16 protein-coding genes are annotated in these 18,626 nt (G+C 65.2%); 8 read left to right on the top strand and 8 right to left on the bottom strand.

From position 1 onward, the window contains the following. Nucleotides 1-8 precede the first annotated feature (8 nt). A complete protein-coding gene (gene recN / locus JQ573_RS14720) occupies nt 9-1,679 on the top strand; it encodes a DNA repair protein RecN (protein ID WP_212310538.1) in 1,671 nt (556 codons plus the stop codon). Between the two features lie 7 nt (nt 1,680-1,686). Continuing rightward, entirely contained in the window at nt 1,687-3,840 is a 2,154-nt protein-coding gene (gene ligA, locus JQ573_RS14715; protein ID WP_212310537.1) for an NAD-dependent DNA ligase LigA, read from the top strand. 163 nt (nt 3,841-4,003) lie between these two features. On the opposite strand, the gene JQ573_RS14710 is transcribed toward ligA, so the two are convergent. After that, nucleotides 4,004-5,281, bottom strand: a complete 1,278-nt coding sequence (locus JQ573_RS14710; RefSeq protein WP_212310536.1) for a multidrug effflux MFS transporter — start codon at nt 5,279-5,281, stop codon at nt 4,004-4,006. A gap of 300 nt (nt 5,282-5,581) precedes the next feature. After that, the gene (locus JQ573_RS14705) at nt 5,582-7,411 is read right to left on the bottom strand and encodes an aminopeptidase P family protein (protein ID WP_212310535.1); all 1,830 of its coding nucleotides are present in this window, start codon (nt 7,409-7,411) and stop codon (nt 5,582-5,584) included. Nucleotides 7,412-7,599: 188 nt separating this feature from the next. Between JQ573_RS14705 and JQ573_RS14700 the strand changes: the two genes are divergently transcribed. Further along, nucleotides 7,600-7,785 carry a hypothetical protein gene (locus JQ573_RS14700; RefSeq protein ID WP_212310534.1) on the top strand — a complete coding sequence of 62 codons (186 nt, stop codon included), beginning with the start codon at nt 7,600-7,602 and terminating at the stop codon, nt 7,783-7,785. 18 nt (nt 7,786-7,803) lie between these two features. On the opposite strand, the gene JQ573_RS14695 is transcribed toward JQ573_RS14700, so the two are convergent. Next, nucleotides 7,804-8,310 carry a hypothetical protein gene (locus tag JQ573_RS14695; protein ID WP_212310533.1) on the bottom strand — a complete coding sequence of 169 codons (507 nt, stop codon included), beginning with the start codon at nt 8,308-8,310 and terminating at the stop codon, nt 7,804-7,806. Nucleotide 8,311: 1 nt separating this feature from the next. Then, nucleotides 8,312-9,196, bottom strand: coding sequence for a 50S ribosomal protein L11 methyltransferase (locus JQ573_RS14690; RefSeq protein ID WP_212310532.1), 885 nt, complete (start codon nt 9,194-9,196; stop codon nt 8,312-8,314). Between the two features lie 171 nt (nt 9,197-9,367). Here JQ573_RS14690 and JQ573_RS14685 point away from each other — a divergent pair, with 171 nt between their 5' ends. Beyond that, entirely contained in the window at nt 9,368-9,532 is a 165-nt protein-coding gene (locus JQ573_RS14685) for a Flp family type IVb pilin (protein WP_212310531.1), read from the top strand. A gap of 277 nt (nt 9,533-9,809) precedes the next feature. Here the strand turns inward: JQ573_RS14685 and JQ573_RS14680 are convergent, their stop codons facing one another. Further along, the gene (locus JQ573_RS14680; RefSeq protein ID WP_212310530.1) at nt 9,810-11,417 is read right to left on the bottom strand and encodes an NAD(P)/FAD-dependent oxidoreductase; all 1,608 of its coding nucleotides are present in this window, start codon (nt 11,415-11,417) and stop codon (nt 9,810-9,812) included. A gap of 181 nt (nt 11,418-11,598) precedes the next feature. Between JQ573_RS14680 and JQ573_RS14675 the strand changes: the two genes are divergently transcribed. The 3 genes from JQ573_RS14675 (at nt 11,599) to JQ573_RS14665 (ending at nt 15,086) form a co-directional block, all read left to right on the top strand. Beyond that, the gene (locus JQ573_RS14675) at nt 11,599-12,309 is read left to right on the top strand and encodes a hypothetical protein (RefSeq protein WP_212310529.1); all 711 of its coding nucleotides are present in this window, start codon (nt 11,599-11,601) and stop codon (nt 12,307-12,309) included. A gap of 6 nt (nt 12,310-12,315) precedes the next feature. After that, on the top strand, nt 12,316-12,711 hold the full coding sequence (locus JQ573_RS14670; RefSeq protein ID WP_212310528.1) for a DUF6915 family protein: 396 nt from the start codon (nt 12,316-12,318) through the stop codon (nt 12,709-12,711). Between the two features lie 110 nt (nt 12,712-12,821). After that, nucleotides 12,822-15,086: a fused MFS/spermidine synthase gene (locus JQ573_RS14665; protein ID WP_212310527.1), complete on the top strand. Its 2,265-nt coding sequence runs from the start codon at nt 12,822-12,824 to the stop codon at nt 15,084-15,086. A 118-nt stretch (nt 15,087-15,204) separates the two neighbouring features. Here the strand turns inward: JQ573_RS14665 and JQ573_RS14660 are convergent, their stop codons facing one another. Continuing rightward, nucleotides 15,205-15,792: a TetR/AcrR family transcriptional regulator gene (locus JQ573_RS14660; protein WP_212310526.1), complete on the bottom strand. Its 588-nt coding sequence runs from the start codon at nt 15,790-15,792 to the stop codon at nt 15,205-15,207. Nucleotides 15,793-15,929: 137 nt separating this feature from the next. On the opposite strand from JQ573_RS14660, the gene JQ573_RS14655 reads away from it, so the two are divergent. Continuing rightward, entirely contained in the window at nt 15,930-16,487 is a 558-nt protein-coding gene (locus JQ573_RS14655) for a DUF308 domain-containing protein (RefSeq protein WP_212310525.1), read from the top strand. A 48-nt stretch (nt 16,488-16,535) separates the two neighbouring features. Here JQ573_RS14655 and JQ573_RS14650 read toward each other — a convergent pair whose 3' ends face one another. Next, a complete protein-coding gene (locus JQ573_RS14650) occupies nt 16,536-17,381 on the bottom strand; it encodes a chlorophyllase/cutinase-like alpha/beta fold protein (RefSeq protein WP_229169895.1) in 846 nt (281 codons plus the stop codon). A gap of 261 nt (nt 17,382-17,642) precedes the next feature. Further along, nucleotides 17,643-18,434: a L,D-transpeptidase gene (locus tag JQ573_RS14645; protein ID WP_212310524.1), complete on the bottom strand. Its 792-nt coding sequence runs from the start codon at nt 18,432-18,434 to the stop codon at nt 17,643-17,645. Between the last annotated feature and the right edge of the window lie 192 nt (nt 18,435-18,626).

Below are 18,626 nucleotides of genomic sequence, written 5' to 3'. Positions count from 1 at the left end.
GTCCTCGCATGCTGGCCCGTCTATCGATCCGTGACATCGTCCTGATCGAACGGCTTGATATCGAATTTTCCCGTGGCCTGGCGGTGCTGACCGGCGAAACCGGCGCCGGCAAATCCATCCTGCTTGATGCCTTTGCGCTGGCGCTCGGCGGCCGCGGCGATGCCGGACTGGTGCGCCATGGCGCCGAGCAGGGCCAGGTCACCGCCACCTTCGATGTCCCGAAGGGGCACCCGGCCGCCAGGATTCTTGCCGAGAACGGCCTCGACGACACCGGTGAAATGATCCTGCGCCGCGTGCAACTGGCCGACGGCCGCACCCGCGCCTTCATCAACGACCAGGCGATCAGCGTGCAGACCCTGAGGGCGGTCGGCGCTGTTCTGGTCGAAATCCATGGCCAGCACGACGAGCGCGCTTTGGTCGACGCCTCCACCCACCGCCAGCTGCTCGACGCCTTCGCCGGCCACGAGAAGGACGTCGCCGCGCTGGAGGCGCTGTGGGAAATCAGGCGGACCGCCAACGCCGACCTCGACGGGCATCGCGCTGGCATGGAGCGCGCCGCGCGCGAGGCCGATTATCTGCGCCATGCCTCCCAGGAGCTGAAGACGCTGGCGCCGAAGGAGGGCGAGGAGACCGAGCTCGCCAACCGCCGCACCACCATGATGCAGGGCGAAAAGGTCGCGACCGATCTGCGCGAGGCGCAGGAGGCGATCGGCGGCTCGCATTCGCCGGTGTCGGCGCTGTCGGCCGCAGTGCGGCGGCTGGAGCGGCGTGCCGCCAATGCGCCCAGCCTGATCGAGCCGGCGGTCAAGGCGATCGATATTGCGATCAACGCGCTGGAAGAGGCCGACCAGCATCTCCACGCGGCACTGGCGGCGACCGATTTCGATCCGGCCGAGCTCGAGCGCATCGAGGAACGGCTGTTCGCGTTGCGTGCCGCCTCGCGCAAATATTCGACGCCGGTCGATCTGCTGGCCGCGCTGGCTGCGCAATACGCTGGTGACGTCGCGCTGATCGATGCCGGCGCCGATCAGTTGAAGAAGCTGGAAGCGGCGGCCGCCGAGGCCGACAAGCGCTATGCTGCTGCGGCGGCAAAGCTGTCGGCGGCGCGCACCAAGGCGGCCGAGAAGCTCAACAAGGCCGTCAATGCCGAGCTCGCGCCGCTCAAGCTCGAGCGTGCGAAATTCATGACCCAGGTCGAGGCCAATGCCGCCGCGCCGGGGCCGCAGGGCATCGACCGCGTCGAGTTCTGGGTCCAGACCAATCCGGGCACCAAGCCGGGGCCCATGATGAAGGTCGCCTCCGGCGGCGAGCTGTCGCGCTTCCTGCTGGCGCTGAAGGTCGTGCTGGCCGATCGCGGCTCGGCGCCGACTTTGGTGTTCGACGAAATCGACACAGGTGTCGGCGGCGCGGTGGCGGATGCGATCGGCTCGCGGCTGGCACGCCTCGCCGGCAAGGTGCAGGTGATGGCGGTGACGCATGCGCCGCAGGTCGCAGCCCGCGCCAGCCAGCATCTGTTGATCTCCAAGGATGCGCTCGACAAGGGCAAGCGGGTCGCCACCCGCGTCAACGCGCTCGCCGCCGATCACCGCCGCGAGGAGATCGCACGCATGCTGGCCGGCGCCGAGATCACCGCGGAGGCGAGGGCCGCGGCGGAACGGCTGCTCAGGGCGGCGAGCTAGTCTGCCCATGGCTGCCAAGGCGACGAAAGCGCTGGTCGACGTCGACAAGCTCACCAAGGCCCAGGCCAAGGTCGAGCACATGCGGCTTTCACTCGAGATCGAGGGGCACAACGAGCGCTACTATCAGAAGGACGCGCCGACCGTATCGGACGCGGCCTACGACGCTTTGCGGCGGCGCCTGGAGGCAATCGAGGCCAGGTTTCCCGATCTCGTCAGCAAGGACTCGCCGACGCAGACGGTCGGCGCCGCGCCGGCCCGTGGCTTTGCCAAGGTGCAGCATGTCGTTCCGATGCTGTCGCTCGGCAACGCATTCAGCGACGAGGACGTCACCGAATTCGTCGAACGCATCAGGCGCTTTCTCAAGCTGGATGCCGACCATATTCCGGCGCTGGTCGCCGAGCCGAAGATCGACGGCCTGTCGCTCTCGCTGCGCTACGAAAATGGCGAACTGGTCCGGGCCGCGACGCGTGGCGACGGTTTCACCGGCGAGGATGTCACCGCCAACGTCCGGACCATCAAGGACATCCCGCACACCCTAAAGGGACGCAACGTTCCGGCAGCCTGCGAAATGCGCGGCGAAGTCTATATGCTCAAGAAGGACTTCCTTGAGCTGAACAAGAAGCAGGCCGCGGCCGACGACACGGTGTTTGCCAATCCGCGCAATTCGGCGGCGGGTTCGCTGCGTCAGAAGGACGTGTCGATCACCGCGTCACGACCGCTGAAATTCTTCGCCTACACATGGGGCGAGATGAGCGAGCCGCCCGCCGACACCCAGCACGGCATGCTGGAGTGGATGGGCAGAGCAGGCTTTGTGGTCAATCCGCTGATCACGCTCTGCAAGAGCATCGACGACGTCTTGAAATTCTACAACAAGATCGGCGAGGAGCGGCCTTCGCTCGGCTACGACATTGACGGCGTGGTCTACAAGGTCGACCGGCTCGACTGGCAGGAGCGGCTCGGCTTCGTGTCGCGCAGCCCGCGCTGGGCCATCGCACACAAATTCGCAGCCGAACAGGCAACGACAATTCTCAAGGGCATCGATATCCAGGTGGGGCGCACCGGAGCGATGACGCCGGTCGCGCGGCTCGAGCCGGTGACGGTCGGTGGCGTCGTGGTTTCGAACGCGACCCTGCACAACGAAGACTACATCAAGGGCATCGGCAACGACGGCAATCCGATTCGGGATGGCGTGGATCTGCGCATCGACGACACCGTCGTGGTGCAGCGCGCTGGCGACGTCATCCCCCAGGTCGTCAATGTCGTTCTGGACAAGCGGCCGAAGAGTGCAAAGCCCTACAAGTTTCCGGACACTTGCCCGGTGTGCGGCAGTCACGCGATTCGCGAGGAGGGCGAGGCGGTGCGCCGCTGCACCGGTGCGCTGATCTGTCCGGCGCAGGCGGTCGAGCGGCTGAAGCATTTCGTGTCGCGCCTTGCCTTCGATATCGACGGTCTCGGCGAGAAGCAGATCCAGGAGTTTTACGAGGACGGACTGGTGATGTCGCCGGTCGACATCTTCACGCTTCGCGAGCGGGACCAACGTTCGACCAGAAAATTGATGGAGCGCGAAGGCTACGGCGAAACCTCGGTGCGCAACCTGTTCGACGCGATCGACGCCCGCCGCAACATCGACCTGCACCGTTTGATCTTTGCGCTCGGCATTCGCCATGTCGGCGAAGGCAATGCCAAGCTGCTGGCGCGGCACTACCACACGATCGAGAATTTCCGTGAGGCGATGCTGGCCGCCGCCAAAGGCAGCACGGACGAAGAGAACACCACCGAGGCCTACCAGGACCTCAACGATATCGATGGCATCGGCGAGATCGTCGCAGATGCGGTGGTCGAGTTCTTTGCCGAGCCGCGCAACGTCAAGGCGCTCGGTGAATTGCTGCAGCAGATCGAGGTGAAGCCCGCCGAGCAGCCGCGCAAGAGCTCGCCGGTCTCGGACAAGACCGTGGTGTTCACCGGATCGCTGACCAAGTTCACCCGCGACGAAGCCAAGGCGATGGCCGAGCGTCTCGGCGCCAAGGTCGCGGGCTCGGTTTCAAAGAAGACGGATTACGTCGTCGCCGGCGAAGAGGCCGGCTCAAAGCTGACCAAGGCGCGCGAGCTCGGCGTTGCGGTGCTGACCGAAGACGACTGGCTGAAGCTGATTGAGGAGTGAGGTGCGCGCAGCGTCGTCGCCGCATTCTCCGCTGTCGTCCTCCGCGAAAGCGGGGGACCCAGTATTCTAGAGGCCGCAGTGATTCACCCGACAGGCCGCGGCGTACTGGATCCCCCGCTTTCGCGGGGGATGACGAGGCGAGAGCGCGGTACGAGCGCACGCCTCACATCATCCCCTGCTCATCCTCCTCGGCCTGCGCGATCAGCTCTTCGCTGACCACCACGTTCCGCCGCGGCACCACGAAGATCATGGTGCAGGCGCAGGCGAGCGAGATCGCGAAGAGCGCCGATGTCAGCGGCAGTGTGGTGGTGGAGTGGCCGCCGAGATAGGCGCCGAACTGCGAGATCAGCGAGCCGATGCCTTGCTGCAGGAAGCCCATGGCGCCGGAGGCGGTGCCGGCGGCCTCGGGGCGGATGCTGATGGCGCCGGCGGCGGAATTGGCCATCACGAAGGCATTGGCGACCATCACGATCATCTGGGTGCCGAACAGCCAGAGCGGCGCCTGGTTCAGCCCGGCGAAACTCCAGATCAGGTTCAAGAGACTGCCGCCGACCTGCAGCGCGAGGCCGAACCAGATCAGCTTCTCCAGCGAGTGGCGCGGCGCGAAGCGGACGCACAGCAGATTGCCGATGAAGTAGCCGAACCCGGTCATCGCGAACCACGCGCCGTATTCGGCGCTGCTGCGGCCCATCTGGGTGACCACGATATAGGGGCCGCCGCCGGCGAAGGCGAAGATGATCTGCGAGGCCAGCACCTGGCACAAGAGATAGCCGACGAAGGCGCGGCTTCGCATCAGTTTGCCGAGGTCGCCGCGAAAGCTGGAGCTGTCGGCGCGGTCGCGGCGGGTTTCAGGCAATGCGAGCGCGATGAAGATCGTGGTGATCAGCGACGCCGCGGTAATGAGATAGAGGATCGCGCGCCAGCCGAATGTGGTCTCCAGCAGACCGCCGGTGAGCGGGCTCACCATCTGCGCGATCATCAGCGCGGCGACGACGAGGCTGATCATGGCGCCGACACGCTCGCGCGGATAGAGATCGCGGATGATGGCGCGGCTGATCACCATGCCGCTGGCGCCGCCGAGCGCCTGGAAGAAGCGCGCCGCGATCAGTTGCGGCAGGGTCTCGGCGAAGTCAGAGCCGATGCCGGCCACCACCATCAGGCCGAGGCCCGCGAGCAGCACCGGGCGGCGGCCGAATTTGTCGGACAGCGGTCCCATGATCAGTTGCGAGAGCGCGATGCCGACCATGTAGAGCGACACGGTCATCTGCGCGATCCCGATGTCGCGGCCGAACGTGGTCGCCAGCACCGGCAGCGCCGGAACCAGCATGTAGAGCGAGATCGGCGCGACGCCCGTCATCACGACGAGCATCAGCAGCATGACCTTCGATGTCGCGATGTTAGTTGTGGCCGCGCCGGGCGGCTTGCCCATCACGCCGTGCATTCAGGTCCGATCCAGCATTGTGGAACGACTGTAGCGTGCCCGTCCGCGCGGAATACGGGTGTTTCGGCATACGCCCATGCATTTCGGGCGGCGAAGCGAGGTAGTTTCGCCTCGCGCAACAAGCGCCGCTGTCGTCAGCCACAAATTCCACAGTCGTCCTCCGCGAAAGCGGGGGACCCAGTATTCCAGAGGCAGGTGTGTTTGAACCGATGGGCCGCGGCGTACTGGATCCCCCGCTTTCGCGGGGGATGACACCGAGTGCCGGGATGACACCGAATGTGTGGATGCTTGAACGCGCCGCTACGTCAGCGCCGCCGTCGCCTCATCCAGCCACAGCTTGGTGGCATTGTCGTCGAGATGCGGACGTACCACGCGCGCGACGCGGGCGTGGTAGTCGTTGAGCCAGCTCAATTCGCCTTCGCTCAGCATGCTGACCTCGATCAGGCGGCGATCGATCGGCGCCAGGGTCAGCGTCTCGAATGCGTTGACCGGCTTCTCTGCGCCGGCGATGTCGGTGCCGATCACCAGCTCGAGGTTCTCGATCCGGATGCCGTAGGCGTCGGTCTTGTAGTAGCCGGGCTCGTTGGACAGGATCATGCCGCGCTTCAGCGGCGTGGTGCCGAGCTTGGAGATCCGCGCCGGCCCTTCATGGACGCTGAGATAGCTGCCGACGCCGTGGCCGGTGCCGTGCTCGAAATCGATGCCGGCCTGCCAGAGATGTTGCCGCGCGAAGCTGTCGAGCTGTGCGCCGGTGGTGCCGTCGGGGAAGACCGCGCGGGCAATCGCGATATGGCCGCGCAGCACGCGGGTGAAGCGGTCGCGCATCTCGTCGGTCGGCTGGCCGATCGCGATGGTGCGGGTGACGTCGGTGGTGCCGTCCTCATATTGCGCGCCGGAATCGATCAGCAGCAGATCGCCGGGCGCGATGCGGCGGTTGCTCTTGCGCGTCACGCGATAATGCACGATGGCGCCGTTCGGCCCGGTGCCGGCGATGGTCGGGAACGAGACGTCCTTCAGCGCGCCGGTCTGGCGGCGGAAGGTTTCCAGCGCCTCGACGGTGTCGATCTCGGTGAGGTGGCCTGAGGGTGCCTCGCGGTCGACCCAGGCGAGGAAGCGCACGAGCGCCACCGCATCGCGCTGATGCGCCGTGCGGGTGCCGACGATCTCGGTGAGGTTCTTGACCGCCTTCAGCAGGCTGACCGGATCGTTGCCGCGCACCGGCTTGCCGCCGGCGCCGGAGATCAGGCGGCTCAACGCGTCGGCCGCGGTCGCGCTGTCGAGCGCGATCGAGGCGCCGCGCTTGGCGAGCTCGGTCAGTTTTGGCGTCAGCGCCGCCGGCTCTTCGACATCGGCGGATTGTTCGAGATGGTCGCGGGTCGCGTTGGACAGCTTGCGGTGATCGATGAACACCAGCGGCCGGCCTTCCTTCGGCACCAGCGCATAGGACAGCGGCAGCGGCGTATGCGAGACGTCGGCGCCGCGGATGTTGAAGGTCCAGGCCACCGCGTGGCTGTCGGAGAGCACCAGCGCATCGACCCCGAGCTTGTTGATCTCGAGCCGGATGCGCTTCAGCTTCTCGGCCTCGATCTCGCCGGAAAACTGCGCGCCGTGGATCGCGACCGGGCCGAGCGGCGGCGCCGGCCGTTCGTGCCAGACCGTATCGACCGGGTTGCCGTCGACGGCGACCAGTTCGGCGCCGGCCTTGGCACAGGCGGCCGCCAGCCGTTCGGCTGCCGCAGAAGTGTGCAGCCAGGGGTCAAATCCTAGGCGGTCGCCGGCTGCCAGGTGCCGGGTCAGCCAGTGCTCCGGCGGCGGCTCGACCAGCGACTCGACCTGCCAGGCCTTGCGATCGACCTGCTTGCCGGCCTGCAGCGTGTAGCGCCCGTCGACGAACAGGGCGGCTTCCTTGCTCAACACGATCGCGAGCCCGGCTGATCCGGTGAAGCCGGTCAGCCAGGCAAGCCGCTCCTCGGACGCCGCAACATACTCATTCTGCTGCTGATCGGCGCGCGGAACCACGAACCCGATCAGCTTGCGCCGGGCCAATTCCTCGCGCAGCGCGCTTAAGCGCGCGGTCAGCGCCACGCCGCCTTCGGGCTCTTCGAACGTCTGGAAATGGGCTTCGAACATCGCCTTTGCACTCTCTTCGGATGCAGCATGAGCTTCGCGCCGACGCGCTGAGGCATGACCACATTTTTGGCATAACTTATGCTTGAATCATGGCATAGTGGAAGTGACCGGACGATGTCCACCATCGCCGATCGAGCGTACGGGGGGGCGTCCAGGAGTGTCTCAACTCAACGGTGAGGAGATGCACGATGCCTGCATTCACGTTTGAGAAGATCTCGCCGCCGGTTCGCCGCGGGCCGATTGCGCCGGTCGAGCAGAAGCAACGTGGCGTCATCGTGCAAATGCTCGACCGCTTGGTCGAGGCGCGTGCCAGGCGTGCAGCCGGTCAGGACAAGGCCGACACGGCCGGCCGCGATTCCGCAGCGCCCGAATAGCCAATCCGCAGATCGCGTTTACGGTGCGAGGTCGGACGCCTTCGCCACGGTTACATTGACGACCCTGGTGCCCTCGAGTTCACGCACGATCCGCTCATCGGGGCCGACGACACCCAGATCGAATTCGCGCTCCGGCGTCAGCAACGTCACGCGCTGACCGGCGATCACGACGACGGTCATGTCGAGCGGCTCGCCGGATATCGCCCATTCCCTTAGCTCGTTGCGAAACGGCTCCCTGCGCCAGGCATCCGGAAAGCCCGGATCGCATCTGACCTCGAGCCCGTCGTCCGACGTGGTCAGGACGAGCTTCGATCGGGAGGGCTTCCAGTGCTCGTCCAGCAGCTCATTGACCAGCCAGACGCAGCTGAACGCGCGGCACTCTGCCGGCCGGCTTGGATAGATCCGGCAGCCGCGCCCTGGCTTGCAATGGGCACACCATGCGTTGGCCGGCTTCGCCAGCTGCTCGATCGCCATCACCTTGCAGCAGAGCGTGCAGTCGCCGCACTGTCTGCCGGTCGCGGCCATTTCACCTGACCGAGCGCAGCAGCAGGCTGCTCCAGCCCTCGATCTTCAGATGCCGCAGCGGCACCAGCCCGCGGGCGCGATAAGCAGCAACGACCGCCGGCGCCTGATGCGTCAGCAGGCCCGAGAGGATGACCTGCGCCGACGATGCGAGGTGCCGGGCCATCGGCCCCGCCAGCTGGCGCAGCGGATTGGCGAGGATGTTGGCGAGCACCAGATCGAACGGCCCGTCCTCGGCAAACCGCGGCGATGCAAAGCCGGTGGCACGGATCACATCGACCAGATGTCCTGCCCCGTTCAGCCGGGCATTCTCGGCGGCGACCTTGACCGACGGCGGGTCGATGTCGCTCGCCAGCACCTTGCGATGCTGCGCCTTGGCGGCGGCAATTCCCAGCACGCCGGTCCCGGCGCCGAGATCGAGCACCCGGCGGGGCTGATAGGCCTTCAGCACGTGATCGAGCAGCAGCAGGCAGCCGCGCGTGGTGCCGTGATGGCCGGTGCCGAAGGCGAGCGCCGCCTCGATCTCGATCCCGAGCTTGTTCGGTGGTATCCTGTGCCGGTCATGTTGGCCATGGACGATGAACCGGCCGGCCGCGACCGGGACCAGATCTTCCAAGCTGGCCTTGACCCAGTCCTTTGCCTCGACGGTGTCAAATACCAAAGTCGATGCGACATCGGGCCGCACAGTCTGTCCGACCAGCTCGCGCAACAAGGTTTGGTCCGGCGGCTCGGCAAAATGGACGGTGACATCCCAGCGGCCATCCGGCCGCTCGAAGGCCGCAAACGCCGCCTGATCCTCGAAATACATCTCGGAGAGCGCGTCGACCACGCGCTTTGCGGTCGGTTCGTCTGGAAAGGTGATGCTGGCGCGGTGTGTGGACGGGGTCATCGGAGGCCGGTAGCGCGGTTTTTGTTAAAGTTTCAAGCCGTATTCAATCGAATATCGCGAGAATTGATAGGTTCCCGATTCAGACAACCTTAGATACCGCCGTACTACTACGGAGGTGGAACTAGGGAACACCCTTCGTTCCAAGGCATCACAACCCAGGGCAGGGCTGCAATGAGAACTCTTTTCGTTAGGTTTTTACAGAATGAATCCGGCGCGACCGCCATCGAATACGGACTGATTGCGACCGGCATCGCCATCGCCATCATCGCTGCGGTGAATGGCGTCGGCACGAACTTGAGCGGGACGTTCAGCACGGTCGCGAGCTCGCTCAAGTAATTTCGCAGACGGCGTTCTCGAGCAAGCACCGGGCAACGAGGCCCGGTGTTTTCTTTTTGACGGGTTGTCCACAGAGCCTCACGCAGCCTGTCCACAGGACGTCGAGCGCATTATCCCCGGGGTTGTCGGCTTCCGTTCCACCGGCAGTCAACCGGGATACTCACCGATTGTCCCGCCAAGGCACACCACCTCTGGCTACGGTCGACCCACAGCTTCTCAACAGACCTGTCCACAACTTGGCCCGGCGCCGACCGCGGCCCGCGATGCGCCCTCTGCTCTATGCGAACAGCGCGCGATGGTCGGCGAGGACGGCCCGCGCGGCGTTGTGGCCGGGGGCGCCGGTGACCCCGCCGCCGGGATGGGCGCCGGAACCGCAATGGTAGAGACCGCGCAGCGGTCCGCGGTAATCGGCATGGCCGAGCATGGGACGCGCCGAGAACAGCTGGTTCAGTGTCAGCGCGCCGTGGAAGATGTCGCCGCCGAGCAGGCCGAACTGCCGCTCGAGGTCCAGCGGCGACAGGATCTGGCGGCCGACCACACTGCCCGCGAAACCGGGGGCATACGTGTCGACGGTTGCGATCATCAGGTCGGCGACTTCCTCGCGATGGTCGTCCCATGATTTACCGTCGGGCAATTGCGGCGCGACGTGCTGGCAGAACAGGCTCGCGACATGCTGACCCGGCGGGCTCAAACTGTCGTCGAGCGTCGAGGGGATCAGCACCTCGACGACCGGCGCGCGGCTCCAGCCAAATTCACGCGCGTCGCGCCAGGCGCGATCCATGTAGCCGAGACCAGGCGCGATAATGATGCCCGCAGTGAGGTGATCGCCCGGGCCGGGCAACGCCGTGAACGAGGGCAGGGTATCAAGCGCCACATTCATCCTGAATGTGCCGGAGCCGTTCTGCCATCGCCCGATGCGCGTGCGGAATTCGCTTGCCAGTGCGCCTTCCGGCACCAGGCGCGTGTAGAGCAGCTTCGGGTTGACGTTGGAGACGACATATTTGGCGCTGATCGTCTCGCCATTGTCGAGCATGACGCCGGTGGCGCGATCCTTCTCGACGATCACCTCGCGGACAGGCGCATCGGTTTCGATCTCGACACCATGGCCGCGCGCGGCACGCGCCATCGCCTGGGTGATCGCGCCCATGCCGCCGATCGCGTGGCCCCAGACGCCCTTCTTGCCGTTCACCTCGCCAAACGCATGGTGCAGCATCACATAGGCCGAGCCGGCCGCGTAGGGGCTGGCATAATTGCCGACGATGGCGTCGAAGCCGAACAGCGCCTTGACGAGGTCGTTCTCGAAACGCTCGTCGAGCATCTCGCCGGCCGAGCGTGTGAACAGGTCGAGCAGATTGCGCTGCTGCTCGAGCGACAGCCGGCGCAGGATGTTGGCGGTGCCAAGCGCGTTGAAGGCTTCACTCATGGCGCCGAGGCCGAAGCCTTCGACCAGGTTCGGCGGCGCGCGCAGCACGAATTGGCGCAGCACATCGGCGATCGCTTCGAGTTCCCCCGAGAACACGCCGATCGTTGCCGCATCCCGCTGGCTCAGTCGCTCGACCGACTGCTGGGTGCGGCCTTCGCCGGTCAGCAGGTAACTGCCGTCGGGTGCGGGGAGGAAGTTCTGCGCGCGGCGTTCGACGATCTTGAGGCCGTGCTCGGCAAGTTTCAGGTCGGAGATGATTTGCGGGTTGAGCAGGCTCACCGTGTAAGCGGCGACCGAATTGCGGAAGCCCGAACAAAACTCTTCGGTGACGGCGGCGCCGCCGACCACCTTGCGGCGCTCGACGACCCTGACCTTGAGCCCGGCCATCGCGAGATAGGCCGCGCAGGTGAGGCCGTTGTGCCCCGCACCGATGATGACGACGTCAACTTCATGATTGGACATGGTGCTTCTATAGGCCGGATGATCTCATCCGGCCACCGTCCGCGATGCCCTTGCATCCGGCGAGTCACAAAATCGTACCGATCCGGATACGATAATTCGACCGCGATTGTGGGGCCGTGAGCCCCCGGCGGGGCAGGCAGGGCGCCTCGTTCGTTCAGTCTTGCCAAACCGTGGAGTGCAAATGCCGTTTGTTTTTGATCAAACTCAAATCGAGTGGCCCGACGACGATTCCGATCTGCCGCCGCCGCGTGCCGACCAGTTCGTCTATCTGCCGGCGCCGGAATATGGCGGGCAACACGACCCCGTGCATTTTTCTCTGGACGTCCCGCCCGAACCGCCGCCGGACAAGGTGCCGGTTTCGCGACCAAGCCTGTGGGATCGCCTGCGTGGCCGCAGGACTCCGGCTGCGCCAAGCCCGCAGGCGACGGCGGCCTGGCATGCCGCACGCGCCACGCAGGCCGTCTTTGTCCGGCAGCGTTTGCTCGCCGCGGTCGTTCCGGTGCTCACCGATCTCGGCGTGCGGCAGCTCTACTGTCGCTATGACGGAGGCAATGACGAGGGATTCACCTGGCTCGAGAGTGCCACGCTTCACGACGGCACGCGCATCGACACCGCTGCACTGGTCGATCAACTCGTCGCGCGCAAGCTGCTCGACCGACTGGTCGCGCGCGGGGTGACGCGCCGGTACGACGGCAGGAGCGAGCACAACCAGATCGACTCCTTTGTTCACGACTGGCTGTGCACGGAGTTTGCGACCATGCTGCTCGGCAGCGGCTATGGCACCGGCGAGCATGTCCTGTACGGCGCGTTCACGGTCGATCTCGACGCCGGCACCGTGACCGACGACCCCGCCGCCGATCCGGTGACCCGCAACGCAGAGATCACGAGGTAGCCCGCGATGGCGCATCCCTATCATCATGCGGTGCGCTCGGCGCGCCTGTTCGGCGGTGTTCCCGAGGACTACCTGCCGATCCACGACTGGTTCGACGAGAGCAAGGCGCATCTCGCCGACGTGCGGCACCGCGCGCTGCGTCATCACAGCGAAGGCATCTTCCTCTGCGAGAAGATCTTCGGTGCGACGCTGACCAACAGCGCCGGCAAGCAGGTGCCGGTGCGGACGGTCGGCGAGCAGCACGTCAAGGACGATCTCGGCTGGATCCCGTCGGTCAAGGATTGGCTGCAACATCTGGAAATGCAGCCCTGGATGGGACGAACGCCGTTCCGGCCGCAGATGGACGAAGCTGCGCCGCTTACCGGCGCGGTAGGTTCGACCGATGATGTCCTGACCGGCTGAGCCGCTCAAGCGATTGGCATCGGTGGCCGTGTTGCCCGCTGCGTGGCGCTATGATTCAATGCAATGCATCTGCCCGGTGTTGATCTGCCGGATCGTGACCGGGAGTATTCATGTCGTCTGAGCCGTCCGCCTCGCGAAACCGGCTGGTGCTGGTTGTCTACACCGCAGCGATCTTCGTCAGCGCGCTGTTGCTGTTCTCGGTGCAGCCGCTGTTCACCAAGATGGTGCTGCCGCGGCTCGGCGGCTCGCCGGCGGTGTGGTCGGTGGCGATGGTGTTTTTCCAGTCGCTGCTGCTCGGCGGTTACGCTTACGCACATCTGCTGATGAAGCTGAACGGCCGCGTGGTGCCCATCGTGGTGCATCTCGTGCTCCTCGTCATCGCGCTGCTGACATTGCCGCTGACGATCAAAAGCGGCTGGGGCGAGCCGCCGACCTCGGGCTACGCGGTCTGGCTGCTCGGCCTGTTCGCGGTGTCGATCGGCCTGCCGTTCTTCGCGCTCGCCGCCAACAATCCGCTGCTGCAGGCCTGGTTCGTGCGCACCGGCCATCCCAACGGCCCCGACCCGTATTTTCTTTATGCGTCCTCGAACATCGGCAGCTTCCTGGCGCTGCTGTCCTATCCGGTGCTGCTCGAGCCGATGTTCACCTTGCGCACCCAGAACCTGATCTGGACCGGCGGCTATGGGCTGCTGATCGTTCTGATCGCAAGCTGCGGCGTGCTGCTGTTGCGCTCGCCGGCCTATGCCGCCGCGCTCGACGGGCAGGTTGACGACGCGAAAGCACCGGCGCCGTCCTGGTCGCGGCGGGCACGCTGGATCTTCCTGGCTGCCGTGCCGTCCGGCCTGCTGATCGCAGTGACGGCGCATATCTCGACCGACGTCGCGGCCGCTCCCTTGCTCTGGGTGCTGCCGCTGTCGCTGTATCTGTTGACCTGGGTGCTGGTGTTCCAGTCGCGGCCGCTGCTGCCGCACAAATGGATGCTGCTGGCGCAGCCGCTGGCGATTGCCGGCGTCGTGATCCTGCTCGCGGTCGGCGGCGAGCAGAACCTGCTCCTCACGCTCGGCGGCCATCAGCTCTGCTTCTTCATCATCGCGATGGCCTGCCATGGCGAGCTCGCGCGCACCCGCCCGGCGGCGAAATATCTTACCGGCTTCTATGTCGCGCTGTCGTTCGGCGGCATGGTCGGCGGCCTGTTCGCGGGGCTGATCGCGCCGTTCACCTTCTCATGGATCGCCGAATATCCGATCCTGCTGGCGCTCGCGGCGCTGTGCCGTCCGCCCGGCGGCGCGGAGCGGCTGCCGCGCTGGAGCGCCTGGTACTGGCCGTTCCTTGCGGTGCTGGCGGTGGCGCTGATCGCGCCGAGCTATTCGGCCGGCGACATCTTCAACTGGTTTGACGACCACCGGGTGTGGGTGATCGGCGCGGTCGGCGTGCTCTCGGCGCTGCTCGCGCTCGCACTGAATGCCAATCGCTGGAAGATATTCGCCACCGTCGTGGTCGCGCTGGTGGTGCTGCGCGCCTATCCATCCGACGACGGCCGCGTCGAAACCGTGCGCAGCTTCTTCGGCGTGCACAAGATCGTGGTGACGCCGAACGGGCAGTATCACGTGCTGATGCACGGCACCACGATCCATGGCGCCGAGAAGTTCAAGAACGACGACGGCACGCCGGTCAGCGGAAAGCCGGAGCCGATCAGCTACTATCACAAGGACGGCGGCATCGGGCAGGCCATCACCGCAATGCGCGAGCGCAAGGGTGCGCCGCTGAAAGTGGCTGTCATCGGGCTCGGCTCGGGGACGCTGACTTGTGCATCGGCCCCCGGCGAGGACTGGCGATTCTTCGAGATCGACCAGTCGATGGTCGATACCGCGCGCGACCCGAAATACTTCACCTACATCCAGAGCTGCGAGCCGAACCTGAAGCCTGTGATCGGCGACGCGCGGCTGACCTTCGCCAAGGAGCCGGACGGCGTCTACGATCTCATCATCGTCGACGCCTATTCGTCGGACGCGATCCCGATCCATCTCGCGACCGAAGAGGCGATGGCGATCTACAAGGAGAAGCTGGCGCCGCAGGGCGCGGTCGTGATGCACGTCTCCAACCGGCATCTCGAACTTGCCAGCGTCGTGGTCGGCATCGCCGATGCCAACGACATGAAGAGCTGGGTCTATAGCGAGGATTCCGGGCGCGACAATGAGTACATCTTCTCGACCTCGGTCGTGGTCTCCGCGCGCGAGGACGCCGATGTCGGCAAGCTCGCGTCATCTGACGTCTGGACCGAGACCGACGCCAACGAGAAGCAGCGGGTCTGGACCGACGACTATTCGAACGTGCTGGGCGCGGTCTACCGGCGCCTGCGCGACGGCGAGCAGTAGGCTCTAGCGGTCTTGCTCTAGAGCATTTCGGTTCTGATTGAATCAGAACCGAAGCTCTAGATTTTTGTTTGACGCGTTTTCTTCACGCGAACCGGTGGCCACTTCGCTCGAAAACGTTCTAGCGCTCCGCTACCAGCAGCTTCGCGATCCCTGAGCTGACGATCGCGGCGAACAGTTCGGGGTCGTCGAACGCCCGCGCAGAGAGCATCGCGCCATGAACCGACGCCATCAGCATTTGAGCTTCCTGTTCCGGCTGCTTGTCCAGCCGGAACAGGCGCTGCTCTGCGCCAGCCTGCAGCACCGACGTAAGCCATCGCGCAAGATGATGGAAATGGGCGCGGACGCGCGATGCGACCTCGTCCGGCAACATCGGCATCTCGCCGGCAAGCATCGCGCAGACGCAGAACGGCAGCGTGGCATCTCGAATGCACGCCTGCCAGAAGCTCACATAGGACTGCAGTTGGTCGGCCGGGCTGGCGGACTGCTCCAGCAGGGACTTCAGCCCCAGCTCGGTCTGCTGCCGGTAGCGATCGACCAGCGCCGAAACCAGCTCGGCCTTGGTCGGGAAGTGATGGTGGATGCTCGCCTTCCTGATGCCGATCGCATCCGAGATGTCGGCATAGCTGAACCCGTTATAGCCGCCCGCCACGATGAGAGACTGCGCGACGTCGAGAATCCGCTCTGAAGTCGAAATCATTGGGTTCATGCCGGCGCCTACCTTCCGATAGGTAAGTTGTCAAGGGGGGTGGCGCACCTGTTCGACACAAGAAGGTGTCCCTGTGCCCGATTGACCTGGGACGTTTACATACCTACTAGTAGGTAGGTAAACATGGGAGTCAATCAATGCAAAGCCGACTTTCGGCCCAATCCAGCTGGCTGCAATCCTACTATTTCGGGCGCGCTCTCTTCTCGATCGCCTGGGTCGCCGCCGCCGTTCTTTTCAGTGGGCAAGCGGGCCCTGCCGCATTCCTGCTCGTGATCTACCCGGCATGGGACGCCATCGCCAATCTGGCGGACGGGCGCGTCAACGGCGGGCTGAAGGCCAACCCGTCCCAGGCATTGAATGTCGTGGTCAGTGCCATCACGACGCTCGCCGTGATCGTGGCGAGCGGCCGCAACACCTATGCGGTTCTGGCGGTGTTCGGGGTTTGGGCGATCCTTGCGGGTATGCTGCAATTGTCCACCGGCGTCAGGCGCTGGCGTCATGTTGGGGCGCAATGGGCGATGATCCTCAGTGGTGCGCAGTCGGTACTGGCCGGCGGCTACATGATCAGCCGATCGATCGGCACCGTCGCGCCGACGATTCTGGACGTTGCTCCCTATGCGGGATTCGGCGCGTTCTATTTCCTGCTTTCGGCGATCTGGCTCGTTGCCAGGGCCCACCGCAGCGCGCGTGCGTAAGCACTGCCCGGCGGCATCGGAGAGCGCCAGTCGACGTCACCGCGATGGCTATTTCTTCTCCGGTGCTGTCGTCGCGGAGGCGGGTGTCGAAGCCGCAAGCAGTGGCATCGTCGGCGCGCTCTCGCCGCCGTCCTCGTCGAGGAATTGCTCCACGCCGGCCTGGATCGACGATTTCGCGCTGTCAGGGCCGCGGTCGCTGAGGTCGTTGTGCTGGAATTCGGTTCTGACCACCTTGATGCCGAGTCTCGCGCAGGTCTCGTCGTCAGGCACGACGCCCGGATCGGCCTTGAACACCGGATCCCTGGAGCGGAACGACAGGATCTTGATCTTGCTGTCGGTGATGAATGGGACGCGCAGATTGTCCAGCGTCACGACCTTCTTGACCAGGTCGGGATGCTGCCTGGCGAAGAACATCGAGATGTCGCCGCCGTTGGAGTGGCCGATCAGCGTCAGCGCGCGATAGTTAGCGTTCGGATAGAGCTTCTTCAGCTCGTCGATCGCATACATGATGTTGAAGACGCCGCGATTATATTGCATGCGGCGGCCGACATATTCCTCGCCGACCTTGGTCACCATCGGCGCATCGCTGTCGAGATCGTGCTGGATGCTGACCACGAGATAGCCGCGTGACGCGAACACATTGGTGAGGAACGAGTACTCGGTGTTCCTGACGGTGTTGCCGTGGCTCAGGATCGCGACCGGCAGCTCGATCATCTCAGCCATCGCCTGCATTTGCCGGTCGCGCCGCACGGCGACCTCGACCGTGACGTCGCGATCGTCGCGCAGAACGTCGTGGAACGTCAGCGTCGTGTGACGGATGGCCCATCTGTCCGTCGTGAAATAGCCGGCCATCGCCACGATGCACAGGCAAAGGACAATGATGCCCCGTTTCATGTCGACCTCTGATATTGCCTACGCGACCCGCGCTTCTCGCCCTGGTTTCATGGGGCATTCCGCGTGAATCGGCCTCCAGGGGCCGGGCGGGCGCTCTTGCCGCCGAATATCGGGCTAATTTTACAATCAGATGACGGCGCGACGACGGGCCACGGCGCACGACGACGCGGGCCTTTTGCGACGGTCACAAGCGGGTGAGGGGAGCGTGAACTGACGGCGCGGCGGCTGCGGCGCCGTCAGTGGATCAGGAGAAACTGCGTCTCAGTCCTGATAGTTGTTGCCGTAGAAGCTGCGCTGCTGCTGGTAGTACGGCCGCGGCTGATAGGTGCCTTGCGGCGCCACCGCGTAGCCCTGATTGCCGTAGTATTGCTGCTGGCCATAGGCCTGCGCGTCGTAGACGCGACGGCTTGAAGGCGGCGCCGGGTAGCGCTGCGCAGTCGAGCTGCCGTCGGCCGGATAGATGTAGCCGTCATCGGCGCGGGCCTGCGCCGGATATTCGCGCGGCTGCGGTGTCAGGACGACCGGGTCGCCGGCGGCGGCGGTACCATACTGCTCGTCCTGCTGCGGCGCGCGGCGGGCGACCGCGGTACCGTTGCGCCCGCGCGGATTGCGCGCCAGCGCGACCTGCGCCGAGCCGGTCAGCGTCACGGTGGTGTTGAGCACGCCTTCCTTCTGGACCAGGGCGTAGAGCGTCGATGCGTTGTCGCGCGACAGCCGCACGCAGCCATGCGAGGCCGGTGTGCCGAGGCGGTTGACCGAGTCGGTGCCGTGGATCGCGTGTCCGATCTTGGTGAAGAAGATCGAGTGCGGCATCGGCGCGTCGTCGAATTCCTTGGAGTAGTGATCCTCTTCCATGCGGAAGGCGCGGAAAGTGCCGTTCGGCGTTTCGCGCGAGGGGATGCCGCTCGAGACCGGCCAGTGATAGCGCGCGACGCCGTCGACCGCGACGGTCATCTGCTGGTTGTCCTTGTCAATGGTGATATCGACCTTGGCCTGCGCGGCGCCGGCCGTGAACAGCATCACGGAAGTGAACGCAATAAGGAACGAACGCATTTTATCTTTGGCCTCCAGGCCTGATTACAAAGCCGTGGCTCTCCGTCCCCGGCAAACAATATGCCCGGAATCGAAATTTGGTTCCAGTGGCGGACCTGGTGCATCGTTAATCCCGCACGCGGCGCAAACAAGGCCGAAGCCGGGCTGGCCTGTCGCGGCGGACTGACATTTTCGCGAGCAAGGCCGCGACAA

It is taken from the genome of Bradyrhizobium sp. AUGA SZCCT0105 (assembly GCF_018129565.1).
Classification (GTDB): Bacteria; Pseudomonadota; Alphaproteobacteria; order Rhizobiales; family Xanthobacteraceae; genus Bradyrhizobium.
Note: the sequence above shows the minus strand (reverse complement) of the source record. Positions and strands in the feature narration are given on the sequence as shown.

What these genes read in the sequence shown, in the direction of transcription:
- ligA (WP_212310537.1), top strand. Translation starts at nt 1,687, where the DNA reads ATGGCTGCCAAGGCGACGAAAGCGCTGGTCGACGTCGACAAGCTCACC.
- recN (WP_212310538.1), top strand. Translation starts at nt 9, where the DNA reads ATGCTGGCCCGTCTATCGATCCGTGACATCGTCCTGATCGAACGGCTT.
- JQ573_RS14690 (WP_212310532.1), bottom strand. Translation starts at nt 9,196, where the DNA reads ATGACCCCGTCCACACACCGCGCCAGCATCACCTTTCCAGACGAACCG.
- JQ573_RS14710 (WP_212310536.1), bottom strand. Translation starts at nt 5,281, where the DNA reads ATGCACGGCGTGATGGGCAAGCCGCCCGGCGCGGCCACAACTAACATC.
- JQ573_RS14645 (WP_212310524.1), bottom strand. Translation starts at nt 18,434, where the DNA reads ATGCGTTCGTTCCTTATTGCGTTCACTTCCGTGATGCTGTTCACGGCC.
- JQ573_RS14695 (WP_212310533.1), bottom strand. Translation starts at nt 8,310, where the DNA reads ATGGCCGCGACCGGCAGACAGTGCGGCGACTGCACGCTCTGCTGCAAG.
- JQ573_RS14650 (WP_229169895.1), bottom strand. Translation starts at nt 17,381, where the DNA reads ATGAAACGGGGCATCATTGTCCTTTGCCTGTGCATCGTGGCGATGGCC.
- JQ573_RS14675 (WP_212310529.1), top strand. Translation starts at nt 11,599, where the DNA reads ATGCCGTTTGTTTTTGATCAAACTCAAATCGAGTGGCCCGACGACGAT.
- JQ573_RS14685 (WP_212310531.1), top strand. Translation starts at nt 9,368, where the DNA reads ATGAGAACTCTTTTCGTTAGGTTTTTACAGAATGAATCCGGCGCGACC.
- JQ573_RS14670 (WP_212310528.1), top strand. Translation starts at nt 12,316, where the DNA reads ATGGCGCATCCCTATCATCATGCGGTGCGCTCGGCGCGCCTGTTCGGC.
- JQ573_RS14680 (WP_212310530.1), bottom strand. Translation starts at nt 11,417, where the DNA reads ATGTCCAATCATGAAGTTGACGTCGTCATCATCGGTGCGGGGCACAAC.
- JQ573_RS14665 (WP_212310527.1), top strand. Translation starts at nt 12,822, where the DNA reads ATGTCGTCTGAGCCGTCCGCCTCGCGAAACCGGCTGGTGCTGGTTGTC.
- JQ573_RS14655 (WP_212310525.1), top strand. Translation starts at nt 15,930, where the DNA reads ATGCAAAGCCGACTTTCGGCCCAATCCAGCTGGCTGCAATCCTACTAT.
- JQ573_RS14705 (WP_212310535.1), bottom strand. Translation starts at nt 7,411, where the DNA reads ATGTTCGAAGCCCATTTCCAGACGTTCGAAGAGCCCGAAGGCGGCGTG.
- JQ573_RS14700 (WP_212310534.1), top strand. Translation starts at nt 7,600, where the DNA reads ATGCCTGCATTCACGTTTGAGAAGATCTCGCCGCCGGTTCGCCGCGGG.
- JQ573_RS14660 (WP_212310526.1), bottom strand. Translation starts at nt 15,792, where the DNA reads ATGAACCCAATGATTTCGACTTCAGAGCGGATTCTCGACGTCGCGCAG.